7 protein-coding genes are annotated in these 13,377 nt (G+C 32.9%); 4 read left to right on the top strand and 3 right to left on the bottom strand.

The annotated features are described in order from the left end of the window. Positions 1-29: 29 nt before the first annotated feature. Together ABD771_RS01870 and ABD771_RS01865 are read right to left on the bottom strand one after the other, a co-directional pair. Positions 30-2,291 carry a beta strand repeat-containing protein gene (locus ABD771_RS01870; RefSeq protein ID WP_345089828.1) on the bottom strand — a complete coding sequence of 754 codons (2,262 nt, stop codon included), beginning with the start codon at positions 2,289-2,291 and terminating at the stop codon, positions 30-32. Positions 2,292-2,379: 88 nt separating this feature from the next. Then, positions 2,380-6,492, bottom strand: a complete 4,113-nt coding sequence (locus ABD771_RS01865; protein ID WP_345089825.1) for a MopE-related protein — start codon at positions 6,490-6,492, stop codon at positions 2,380-2,382. A 500-nt stretch (positions 6,493-6,992) separates the two neighbouring features. Here ABD771_RS01865 and ABD771_RS01860 point away from each other — a divergent pair, with 500 nt between their 5' ends. Continuing rightward, entirely contained in the window at positions 6,993-7,913 is a 921-nt protein-coding gene (locus ABD771_RS01860) for an ABC transporter ATP-binding protein (RefSeq protein ID WP_345089822.1), read from the top strand. Between the two features lie 55 nt (positions 7,914-7,968). Here ABD771_RS01860 and ABD771_RS01855 read toward each other — a convergent pair whose 3' ends face one another. Further along, positions 7,969-10,377: a prolyl oligopeptidase family serine peptidase gene (locus tag ABD771_RS01855; protein WP_345089818.1), complete on the bottom strand. Its 2,409-nt coding sequence runs from the start codon at positions 10,375-10,377 to the stop codon at positions 7,969-7,971. A 151-nt stretch (positions 10,378-10,528) separates the two neighbouring features. Here ABD771_RS01855 and ABD771_RS01850 point away from each other — a divergent pair, with 151 nt between their 5' ends. The 3 genes from ABD771_RS01850 (at position 10,529) to ABD771_RS01840 (ending at position 13,374) form a co-directional block, all read left to right on the top strand. Further along, positions 10,529-11,788 (top strand): photosystem II stability/assembly factor-like protein, encoded by a 1,260-nt coding sequence (locus tag ABD771_RS01850; RefSeq protein WP_345089815.1) that lies wholly within the window; start codon positions 10,529-10,531, stop codon positions 11,786-11,788. An 85-nt stretch (positions 11,789-11,873) separates the two neighbouring features. Beyond that, complete coding sequence (locus ABD771_RS01845) at positions 11,874-12,206, top strand: YegP family protein (RefSeq protein ID WP_345089811.1); 333 nt, start codon at positions 11,874-11,876, stop codon at positions 12,204-12,206. A 160-nt stretch (positions 12,207-12,366) separates the two neighbouring features. After that, the gene (locus ABD771_RS01840) at positions 12,367-13,374 is read left to right on the top strand and encodes a 3-oxoacyl-ACP synthase III family protein (RefSeq protein ID WP_345089808.1); all 1,008 of its coding nucleotides are present in this window, start codon (positions 12,367-12,369) and stop codon (positions 13,372-13,374) included. The last annotated feature ends 3 nt before the right edge of the window (positions 13,375-13,377 follow it).

Genomic DNA, 13,377 nt, shown 5'->3' with positions numbered 1-13,377 from the left:
CTACACGTTTTAGCATCGCTCTTATTGTTTTATCTACCTATTACAATCCAATCGCTTCCATCGCTTTGAACTGTATATCTCTCATTTGCATTTATTGTGTTTATAAAAGTATTTGTAACATCATCATAAATGTTACCACCACTTGTTGAGAGTATTTTTGAACTTATTGTATTACTTCCTATAATTATGTAAATTTTACCTGTGTTGCCAATAGCATTAGGTAATCTTACTTCAGACACAGCATTAAAAACTCTTACGGTATATTCTGTTAATAAAATAGTATAGATACCTGTTGTTGCTCCAGTTGTAATATAAGGTTTTACTGTATTAACAGGTATTGATGCCCAACTTGCATTACCAGTTGCATCACTTTGTAAAAAATAGTTTGCAGTTGCGCCAGTTGTCATTTGGAAATTAGTTGTTCTAGTATTTCCATTTACATCTAATTTATTTCCTGCCAATGGTGACATTCCAACTCCTACATTTGTAGCGTCATCAACTATAATACCATCAACAAGAGTTGTACCATTCCATTTTGGAATTCTATTGTTGATAGCTGAAGAGACTTGTGGATCTGTTTCGGTAATACTTAGGGTTGATGGAGCAACCCAAGATAGAATTCCAGCAGCATTAGTTTGCAAAACTTGACCATTTGTTCCTCTACCTGTTGGAAAAACAAATCCAGTTGTTGCAGGATCACCTATTTGAAAAGTACTATTAGTTCTTAGAATTCTCGTAGGGCTGAATTCACCATAAATCAGAGATGTTATAGCATTTGTATTTGAATTCGTTATATATAATTTATTAGAAGATGTTTCAAATTCACCTGCTTGGTTACCTATTGCTACATTTCCAGTACCAGTACCATTTGTTCTTAATGCATTATATCCAACGGCAGTATTGCTTGTTGCAGTATTTGAGTTAAGTGCATTAAACCCAATTGCGACACTATTAGCAGAAGCACCATTTGCTCTCAATGAATTAGAACCAATAGCTATATTATTTGAACCAGTAGTAAATTGTCCTGCAAAATTTCCAATAAGTGTATTGTCTGATCCTGTTGCTGCAAATCCTGCTTCATTACCAACGGCAGTATTATTGTCACCATTAGTATTATTGTTTAAGACACTATATCCAACACCAGTATTTCCAGTACCTCCAGCAATTTGACCTTGTAAAGCATTATATCCTACAGCTGTTGCGTTAGAAGCTCTGTTTTGAAATAGTGCATTTGCTCCAACAGCTACAACATTTGTGGTGGTTACAAATGGAGCTAAACCAATAGCAAACATAGCTTGATAACCAATTGCAGTGTTAAATCTTGAGCCTGCTTGAGAAATTCCTACTAAGGCACTATGTCCAAAAGCGGTATTTTCAGATCCTGTATTATTGTTTAAAGCAATATGGCCAACTGCGGTATTTTTGCTTCCAGTAGTGTTGAATCTAGAGGTTTGAAAACCTACAGCAGTATTTTCGTTACCAATGGTATTACCTAACATGGTTTCAAATCCAATTGCAGTATTGTTGCTTGCGGTTGTATTACCTGATAAAGCCCGAAATCCAAAGGCTGTTAAATTATTTCCAGTTGTATTTGCTCTCAATGCTTCAAATCCAATAGCTGTTGACGCACTTCCAGTATTAAGTAATAATGCGTTATTTCCAACTCCTGTATTTTGAATTCCACTTACATTGGCTGCTAATGTGCTGTTTCCAACAGCTACATTTGTATTACCTGTAGTATTTGCTGCTAATGAACCATTACCAACTGCTACATTATTAGTACCAGTATTTAGTGTTAATGCATTTGTTCCAAAAGCCGAACTATTTGTAGTTGCTCCAGCATTCAAAGCTCCAACACCAAATGAGGTACTTGTTGTTCCTATTTTTCCAGCAGCTATGTTATTTCTTCTAAAGGCTACATCAACATTTGTTGCAGCTGCTGTGCCAATAAAATTCGTTCCATCAATTATTCCTGTATTTCCTATTATGCTCCAATCATTTGTTAATCCGGCTGCTAATCTAACCCAAATTGTTCCATTCCAATAATAAAAACCAGGTGTAACATCAGCAACAGTAGCAGAATTGTATACTAATTCAGATATTGTTGGTGATGTTAGTGGCAATGCACTTGTGGTAATTGTTAAAGCTACTCTTGGTATTAATAAGCCATCATTAGATGATGTTATGTCCAATGCTCCTTGAGGTGTTGGTGTATCAATTCCTACTTGAGCTTGACTTACTATGGTAAATAGAAATACTATTATGATTTGAATTGATGTGAAATTTTTCATAATTACTTCTTAAATATGCTTGAAAAAAAATATTAAAAAATACCTCTCAAAGGAAGAGAGGTATTTCTAATATTTAGTTTAATTTAAATTATCTTCTTATTAAACGTAATGTTTTAGTATTTAACTCTTGAGATACAACTACATTGTAAACTCCAGATGGATATTGGTTTCCTAATTCAAAGTTTTGAATATCAGAAGCGTTTATCATTTTGTCTTCAACTAATTTTCCTATCATGTCGTAAACTCTAACTTGAATGTTAGCTTCGCTAGTAGTTTTCACATCCAACTTAAAGTTCTCTGCAAATGGATTTGGATAAGCCAATGCTTCAAATACATTTACTACTTCTAATTGAACATCTGATGCAATAGCTCTTGCTTGCATTGGAGTCTTGATAGTACATGCTTTACTATATGGACCAAAACTTGGCTCATTTGGTAACTTAACCGCAACTTGTACAGAATAAATAGCTCCATTTGGAATTAATCCAGGGAAGTTGTTTAATGTAAATCTGTTGAATTGGTTGTCATAGAATGTATCATAATCAACTCCGTTGTAAACTCTAAATCTGTAGGTAGTTGCACCAGTTACTGCATCAGCAATAATTAATTCTGAGTTACTTGTAACTTGATAGTTATTACATTGAACTGATCTTACTTGTGTAGTAGGATGAACTGGTGTATTGATATCACAAGCTGTACCATAAGGTAAGAACGTACCATCAGTATTCCTTAATGAAACTTCTACTCTATAAGTACTAGCATACAAAATACCTGACAATTGAGTCATGTTAAACTTGTTAGCTGGTTGCGTAGTTTCTTGAGAAGCTCCTGTTGGATTTCCTGCAATTACTCTTGTAACTCTGAATTTATAAGCAGTAACATTAGAAACTGCTCCTGCAGTAATCCATTGATTCATAGCCGTTAATGTACTTCCACATTGAGCACCAATTGTTGAAACTGGGTTTGGTGTGTTTAAGTAACATGGTGCTCCAAAAAATGGTTGCCATACATTATTGTACTTAACTGTAATCTCAAACATATATCTTGAGTTGTAAGTCGTTCCTGGAACGTTAGCCAAAGAAATATTATTTACTGGTCTGTCAATAATAACTGGTGCAGCAATTGGAGCATTATTCATATCCACTTTAGTGATTTTGAATCTATATCCTTGAGCAAAATTAGTCCAGTTTGCAGTAACCGTTGAGAACCAACCTGAAAGAGTTGTACCACATGTTCCTGCTGGTAATGAACCTACAATTGGTGTACAAGCATTATCAATAATACCATTACAATCGTTATCGATTCCATCGTAACATACATCAACTGCTCCTGGATTGATAGCAGCATTTGAATCATTACAATCTGTTGAATTATTAACATATCCAGGCTGAGCACCAATAGCAGTGGATGCAAAATCACCATATCCATCACCATCATTATCTGCATAAACTGTATCGTCACTAAAGTATACGTTATCTATATAAAAACGCAATGGTGAAGGTTGGTTTTGTTCAAATTTCAAACCATAAACATTAGATAAATTAGCTCCTGCAAATTCAGATAAATTAATGGTAATTGAATTCCAACCAGTTTGAAGATTTGTGATGTCTCTTCTTTGATCACCATCAGTAAGTAGCCAGAAAAATAAATTTGCAAATGGAGTATCAACATAAACATCCATATGTAAAGTTGTCATTGTTGAAACATTTAATCGTCTTTCAGTTGAGTCAATTAAACCAATATATCCCAAATTATCTACTCTTAAAGCACTATCAGCACCATTTGGAACTGTTGTCAATGTAGTTCCTGCAGTCCAATATGCTCTTACCATGTCAAAACCAGGATCAGTTGTATAAGCAGCGCTATACAATGATTTTACTTTTGAAGGAAGTCTAGCAGGAGGAATAGGTGATGGGCCAGGAGCAGGAAAGCTAACCACAAAAGTTGCTGTTCTTAATGATGGTCCATAAGTACCATCAGAAACTTGAGTTGCTGTAATGGTACAAGTTCCACCTGTACCAACTTGTATTTGGTCTCCATTTACAATTGTTGCTATTGCATTATTATTACTTGAGTAAGTAAAAGGACTTGTATTATTTGAAGTTGGAGGAGTAATTGTAAAAGTAGCATCTCCAACATTTTTAGCTGCTACAGTAAAAGTTCCAACTGTTGGCGGTTGTAAAGTTGCAGGTCTGTAGAAATATACATTGTCTACATAAGCAGTTTTTCCTGGTCCATTTAAACCTTCAAATTTAAGTTGGATTAATCCAGTCATATTTAAACCATTATTTACATAGGTAGATAAAGGAATATCAACACTGTACCAACCGTTTAAAGTTGGGAAAAATTGTGCATTTCTATCACCATTATTAAGTAACCAAATATTAAAGCCAGTTACATCTGGTGTATAAATATCCATGTGTAACATGGTCATTTCTGATACATTAGTAGGTGCAAAATTAATGAACTCAACTAAGAAATTACTCATTTTTTTGGTTGGATTTCCACCAAGTAATTCATCTGTTAATGAAGATGCACCTACCCAAACTGCTGATGGTAAATTGGTGTAGGCATCACTGTAAAGTGATACAACATCCCAAGGATTTCTTGCAGGAGGATTTGGCGAAGGAGTTGCTAATGGTGGAGCAGCAACTACTAATTGAGCAGTTATTGAACCAGCATCAAAACTTCCACTTGCAGCTTGGTTTGCTGTAATGGTAGATGAACCAATTCCGTTTATTTGTATTTGATTACCATTAACAATAGTAGCAACACTTGTATTACTACTTGTGTAAGAAAAAGCACCTGGGCTATCAGAAATTGGTGCTGTTAACACAATATTTGAATCTCCAAGAACAGCAGAAGGAACATTAAAATCACTTATAATTGGATCAGTTCCGCCGTTATAAAAGTAGATGTTATCTAAATAAATTTGTCTTAAACCAGATTGATTGTGTTCAAATTTGAATCCGTAGATACTTGCTAAATTTGCACCAGGATAACTTGTTAGAGGAATATCGAGTGAATTCCAACCTGCAACAAGAGGTCCAGTATTATAGTTTTGGTCTCCATTAGACAAAAGGAAAACGAACATATTTGCAATTGGTGTATTCAAATAAATATCAACATGGAGTTTTGCCATTCCAACTACACTAAAACGAACAGGTTCTGCACTAGTTACAAAACCAAAAAAACCAAAATTTTCTAATTTGATACAAGTATTTGATCCATTTGGAAAATTTAAATCAGACCCTGTGCCTCCAGTCCATGGAGCACGAACCATATTATACCCCACAGGATTAGGATATCCAGGAACAACTGGAGTACCAGTGTACATTGAAATTGTTGTACCAGGATCTCTAACTGGAGGAGTTGGAGAAGGTCCTGGAGCAGGATAAGTCACATTTAAAGTTGCTATAGAACTACTTGGACCATATGTTCCATCTGAAACTTGTGACGCTGTAATTATAGAAGATCCAGCTCCATTAATTTGTAATTCATTTCCATTTACAACAGTTGCAACAGCACCATTACTACTAGTATAAGTAAAAGGGCTTGTATTGTTTGAAGTTGGCGGAACTAAAGTGTAATTTGGTGCGCCAACTGGTTGAGCTGCTACTGTAAAAGTTCCAACAGTTGGAGGTAGTAAAGTAGCTGGTCTCCAAAAGAACATATTGTCAATAATTAAGTTTTGAATATTTCCAGCGCCTGCAGGTTGATCATATTTAATTTGACGAAAATTTGGACGAACAGAAGCAAAAGAAGCACCTGAAATGTCGATGTTAAAAACGTTCCATTGCCCTGGAACTAAAGGTAAAGTAGTTGGAATTTCAACTGTTCCAGCAGTGACTTTAATAAGAGATAGTCTTATTGAAGTAAGTGTTGAAGAATAAATTTCAATGTGAAAAGTAGTCATTGCAGACACATTAATATCACTTTGAGTTTCAGTTCCTTGATAACTACCAGTATTTTGATACTGTTTTACTGCATCACCACCATAAGAAGGTGTAGTCAAGTTATTAGGATGATTTGATGTCTGTCCCCAAAAAGGGTTAAAATTAGTACCCGGAACGTCCGAGTAAGCTGCTGAGAAAAGAGAAATAACATCCCAAGAATTTCTTCCTGGGTCTCCAGGCGCAGCACCTTGCGATTGTCCTAATGTAAATGACAAAAGGAAAATTAATAATAAAATTTTTTTCATAATTGTTTGATTTTGTTGAATTTCAAACTTAGTCGTTTAATCTTTTCAATCAATAAACTGTTAGTGTATAAAAACTATACGAAATTTAAAATGTTAAGAAATAATCTAAGAAATTAGATTTTTATTCAGTTTTAATAATCATTGTTTGAGTACTTACATTTGATAATTAAAGGATAAATATTGTAATGTTGTACTAATGTATAGGTAAAAAACCATTTTGTTTGTTTAAATACAACGTTTGAGTTGTGTATTCTATAAAATAATAACAATATAAATATTAATATTATAAAATTAATCAATTAGCTTTAAAGATTATACAATATCAATATCTATAAAAAAACTATTTAAAATTTATTTATTTATATTTATTTTAGGAAATTTATTGTCAATTTACTAAATGGTAATTTTTGAATTTTGAAGTAAATGATTTTTTAAATAAATATTAAATATGATTAACAATCATAATATTACTTAAGTAAATTTGTAAAAAAATCAGCATTATGCTTTTAGTTCAGAATCTTGCTTTTTCTTACTTGAAAGAAATAACGCTTTCAAAAATTAATTTTTCACTTGAAAAAGGAAGATCGCTTGCCATCATTGGTGAAAGTGGTTGTGGAAAAAGTACGCTTCTAAAATTAATTTATGGTTTGAATGACTTGAACGGTGGACAAATTTTTTGGAATGATACAGAAGTTTTAGGACCAAAATATAATTTGATTCCTGGAATGGATTTTATGAAATATCTTGCACAAGATTTTGATTTGATGCCTTACATTACAGTAGCAGAAAATGTTGGAAAATATTTGTCAAATATCGATTCTGAAAAAAAATGGAATCGAGTAAAAGAACTTTTAGAAATAGTCGAAATGGAAGACTTTTTCGATATAAAAGCCAAAAATCTTAGTGGTGGTCAAATGCAAAGAGTAGCAATTGCAAGAGTTTTAGCCTTAGAACCAGAAGTTTTATTGCTTGACGAGCCTTTCAGCCATATTGATAATTTTAGAAAGAATAGTTTGCGCAGAAAGTTGTTTGCTTACTTAAAAGAAAAGCAAATCACTTGTATTGTTGCAACACACGACAGCACTGATGTTCTTTCATTTGCCGACGAAGTTTTAATAATAAAAAATGGAAAAATAATAGAAAATGGAACTCCAAAAGCTATTTATATAAATCCTAAATCTAAATATATTGCCTCGCTTTTTGGTGATGTAAATGAAATGGATATTGATGGAATAACAAGGTTTATTTATCCACATCAAATAGAAATAGTAGAATTTTCAAATATAAAAGTTGAAGTTTTAAACTCCTATTTCAGAGGAAGTCATTTTTTGATTGAAGCAAAATTGGGCAACGAAATTCTATTTTTCGAACATGATTCAGAAATTCCCAAAACAACACTTATATATTTAAAAATAAAATAGACCTTTAAATTTATTTCAAAGGTCTATTATCTTTACTCTATTTTCTATTCTCTTTTTAATTCTTCAAATACTTCTCTAAAAACTGATCTTGTTCCCAAAGTAAGTGAAAGATATTTTCTTTAGCTGCATATCCGTGTGATTCTTTTGGTAATAAAACCAATCTTGCAGGCGCACCAAGACCTTTAAGAGCTTGAAAATAACGTTCAGATTGTAAAGTAAAAGTTCCTGGATTATTATCTGCATCACCATGAACTAAAAGTAAAGGCGTTTTCATTTTATCTGCATTCATAAAAGGAGACATTCCGTTGTAAATTGTAGGAACATCCCAGTAATTACGTTGTTCACTTTGAAATCCAAAAGGCGTTAAAGTTCTATTGTAAGCGCCACTTCTTGCAATTCCGCAAGCAAATAAATTAGAATGTGTTAATAAATTGGCTGTCATAAATGCACCGTAAGAATGTCCGCCAACAGCCACTTTTTTGCGGTTGATAAATCCTAAATTGTCTACTGCATTTATCGCAGCTTCGGCATCATCAACTAGTTGTGTAATGAAAGTGTCGTTTGGCTCTGTAGTTCCTTCTCCAATGATAGGAAATGAAGCATCATCTAAAACAGCATAACCTTTAGTTACCCAATAAACAAACGAACCATAGTTTGGAAATGTAAATTCGTTTGGATTTTTATCATTTTGTCCTGCCGAGTTTTTGTCTTTAAATTCTGCTGGATATGCCCAAATTAATAAAGGTAATTTTTCTTTTTTGTTTCTATCGTAACCTGCTGGTAAATATAAAGTTCCAGATAAATCAACGCCATCTTTTCTTTTATATTTAATTACTTCTTTATACACATTTTTAATACTTTCAAATGGATTTTTAAAGGCGGTAATAGGTGTTAATTTACCAGATTTGATGTTTCTAAAATAGTAATTTGGATAATCATTTTTAGATTGAATCATCACTAAAACGTCACCTTTTTTATAATCTTCAATTGACATCAAATCTTCTTTTTTGTCTTTGATTTTTGAAGTGTATAAACGTTTTGTTTTTAATGTTTTTAAATTCAATTCATCTATAAAAGGAAATTGTCCTTCTTTTGTATGTCCATCACCAATTAAATAAGCATTGCCATTTTCTGTTGCAATAACATATCTTCCAAATTCATTCTTTTTAGTCTCAAAATTTCCTAGATCAGAATAAATATCTTGCGAGTTTCTATCCGAAATTACTTTTGGAGTTTCATTTGAATTGGATGGATTCAATAAATAAGTTTTTGTATTTCTTGTGTCGTACCAACTATCATAAGCAATAGCAAAAGTGTCATTTCCCCAACTGATTCCACCAAAACGTTGTTGTGTTTTCATCATAGAAGTTGGTGCCGAATTGAAAGGCGCATTCCATTGAAAAACTTCATCTCTAAAATCTACTTTTTTTGCTTGGTCTCCTTCGTCAAGTGCTTCTACATATACTAAAGTTGCAGGTTTGTCTGCTCTCCAACTCATATTTCTTTTTCCTTTTCTAACTGAAGAGAAACCTTTTGGCATAATTTCGGTTAAAGGAACTTCGTTTACTTGTTTGATTTCTTTTCCATTCAAATCATAAACTAAAGATTTTTGAGGAAAACGACTCAATGGAACAATATAAGAATAAGGTTTTTGAATGGTTGTTAACATCAAATAATTTCCGTCAGGCGAAAAACTTTCTCCTGCATAAATATCTGCTGATTTGAATAAGGTTGCGACCCCAGAAACTGAAACTTTGTACAATTCTGAAGTTACTAAAGCATCAAAATTAGCTTCATCATTTTTGTTTTTCAATAAATCTTGATAAGTTCTATTTTGCGACTTTGAACCATCACTTACAGAAACTGTTGGTCCTTTTGGTAAATCTTTTTTCTCATTGATTAAAGCTGGACGATTTTTTGGCAAAACTTTTACCAATAACGTCTGATTGTCATTCATCCAACTATAAGGACTTCCTAAATTGGCATTCAAATTGTCTGAGGTTATTTTTTTTGCCGAAGCTGTTGCCACATCAATTATCCAAAGTTCAACTCCAAAATTCGTAGTATTCGTAAATGCAATTTTCTTTTCGTCTGGCGACCAAGAAATGTTGGTTAGTCTGGCATTTTGAGGAAGACCAGATACTTGAGTCTCATCTTTAGCTGCAATTTTTCTGATTTTTAAATTGCTGATATACGTAACAGTACTCGAAATATTAGTCACAGGATTAATACGTAAACCACCCAATCGCATTTCTTCTTGATTTAAATCGTCAAGCGTTTTGTAAGTATTTCTGTAACTTAAAAGCATGTACTCTTTTTTAGAATCCATACTTACTGATGGCGCTCTTTCATAGTCGGCAAGTGCTAAAATTTCTGCTGATGGCTTTTGGTAGCTCAGATTTTCTTGTGCAAAAGTAAAACAAGTAAATCCCAAAAATAGCAGTATGATAAATCGTAATTTCATAAAGTTTAGTTTTAGTTAAAATTTATTGGACTAAAGTAAAACAAACTTGTTACATAATTGTTTTGGTTTATGTTAAAAATATCCATAAAAAAAGCTACTAATTTTAATCTACTGCCAATTAATTTTATAATTTTATACAAAATATTGATTAATGAAAAAACTATACTTTTTATTGTTAATTTCTTCTTTTGCTTCTGCACAACTAACTTGGTCACCACTTCCAAATGCTGCTGTAAACACCAACGGACAACGATTTGATGATGTTTTCTTTTTGAATGAAAATTTAGGTTGGGCTGCTAACGGATTTTATGCTGCAGTTTACAAAACAACCGATGGTGGTTTAAATTGGAATCTACAAACCAATAATGCCTTACTTGGTAGCAATCATTATTTTAGAAATATTGAATTTCTAGATGCAAATATTGGTTTTTTAGGAAGTTTGAATGGTAAATTTTATAAGACTGTTGATGGTGGTGCAACATGGAGTTTGGTCACCATAACCCCAAATCCAGCAGCTATTTGCGGATTGGATTGTGTTGGTACTTCAACAATTTATGGTTGTGGTGCTTATTTTTCTCCGGCTTACATTATTAAATCTACCGATAGCGGTGTTACTTGGCAATATATCGATATGAGTGCTCACGCAAATGCGTTGGTAGAAGTATTATTTTTAGATGAAAATACAGGTTATGCATCCGGAAATAATGCTAATGGTGCTTTAATTTTAAAAACTACCGATGGTGGAACAACATGGTCAATTCTATACAATGGCTCTATTCCAGGTGAATATGTTTGGAAATTACAAACCTTACAAAACAATATCAATGTAATTTTTGGAGCCATTGAATCGGTTTTTCCTAATGACGGAAAACTTATAAAATCTATTGATAATGGTGCTACTTGGACTACCAAAGTTGCTCCAGATGTTGATATTCAAGCTGTTGGTTTTGTTGATGAAAATCATGGTTGGATGGGTGGTCATGCAACCGGTTTTTATGAAACTACCAATGGAGGCGATACATGGACAAACACAACTGTAGGAAGTAATTTAAACCGAATTTTTATTTTGGATAATGATTTGGCTTATGCTTGTGGAACTACAATTTACAAAATGACTAATAATTTAGCCGTGAATCAATTTCAAGAGCAAGCTAGAATACCATTAGTTGTTAGAGTTGCTCCAAACCCAATAAAAGACAAATTGAATTTAGAAATTGATTTTAAAGGAGTAGATCACTTAATGTTAGGATTATACTCCAGTACAGGACAACTTATAAAACAACTAAAACTAGACGAAATTGAAGGCGCTATGACCAAAAAGTACACTTTTGATTTTCCGTATCCTGCTGGAATCTATTCCATCAATTTACATACTAATACTGGAAGACAGTCGGTTAAAGTAGTGAAGTAGAAAAAATTCGACAAATTTTATTTGTTTTTTTAAAGAAATCTTTTAATTTTATTAAAATTTTAAACAAAAAACTAAAACATAAATCATGGGAAAATTTGTAATCACAACAAGAAAAAATGGTGAGTTTCAATTCAATTTAAAAGCAGGAAATGGGCAAGCTATTCTTGCAAGTGAAGGATATACAACTAAAGCAGCTTGTTTAAATGGTATAGAATCGGTTAGAAAAAATTCGCAAGACGATGGGCGTTTTGATCGATTAGAAGCTAAAAGCGGACAACCTTATTTCAACTTGAAAGCTGGTAACGGACAAATTATTGGAAACAGTGAAATGTACGAAAGTGTGGCTTCAAGAGATAACGGAATTGAATCGGTAAAGAAAAATGCACCAGACGCAACTGTTGATGATCAATCGGAATAATCAATTTTGAAAAATAGATAAAAAACCAGTTTTACGACTGGTTTTTTTTGTTTTATACTTATTCGTTAAATTAACAATTCCAAAATTTATCCCAATATTTATTCAATATTTTTAAAAGATGACTAAATTTGTTTTGATAAAATTGATAAAACAATAATACATGTATAATTCCAAAATAATAGGTTTAGGACATTATGTTCCTGACAATGTGGTTACTAATGATGATTTGTCTAAAATAATGAACACCACAGACGAGTGGATTCAAGAACGAACCGGAATAAAAGAACGTCGTCACATAGTAAGAGGTGAAGATACGACAACTTCTATGGGAGTTAAAGCCGCAAAGATTGCTATTGAACGTTCTGGAGTTGCCAATGACGATATTGATTTCATAGTTTTTGCAACAATTTCACCAGATTATTATTTTCCTGGACCAGGAGTTGCTTTACAACAAGAACTGGGATTAAAAACCGTTGGAGCTTTAGATATTAGAAATCAATGTTCTGGATTTATCTATGCACTTTCTGTTGCCGATCAATTCATTAAAACTGGAATGTATAAAAATATCCTTGTGGTAGCTTCAGAAGTACAATCACTTGGTTTAGATATGACAGATAGAGGTCGTGGTGTATCAGTTATATTCGGTGATGGAGCAGGAGCAGCAATGGTATCAAGAGAAGTTGATATTACCAAAGGAATTCTTTCTACGCATTTACATTCAGAAGGTCAACATGCAAAGGAATTGGCAGTTTTAGCACCAGGAATGGGCGGAAGATGGATTACAGATATTATTGCCGATAATAATCCAGATGACGAAAGTTATTTTCCTCATATGAACGGTCAATTTGTGTTTAAGAATGCTGTAGTTCGTTTCAGTGAAGTCATCAATGAAGGTTTACAAGCCAATAATCTTCAAGTTTCGGATATTGATATATTGATTCCGCATCAAGCTAATTTGAGAATATCACAATTCATTCAACAAAAGTTTAAATTGACAGATGATCAAGTATTTAATAACATTCAAAAATACGGAAATACAACCGCAGCGTCTATTCCAATAGCACTTACAGAAGCATGGGAATTAGGTAAAATAAAAGATGGTGATACTGTCGTTTTAGCAGCTTTTGGAAGCGGTTTTACTTGGGCAAGCGCCATAATTAAATGGTAGAAA

The sequence above is a fragment of the Flavobacterium chungnamense genome, from assembly GCF_039539165.1.
Taxonomy (GTDB): Bacteria; Bacteroidota; Bacteroidia; order Flavobacteriales; family Flavobacteriaceae; genus Flavobacterium; species Flavobacterium chungnamense.
Note: the sequence above shows the minus strand (reverse complement) of the source record. Positions and strands in the feature narration are given on the sequence as shown.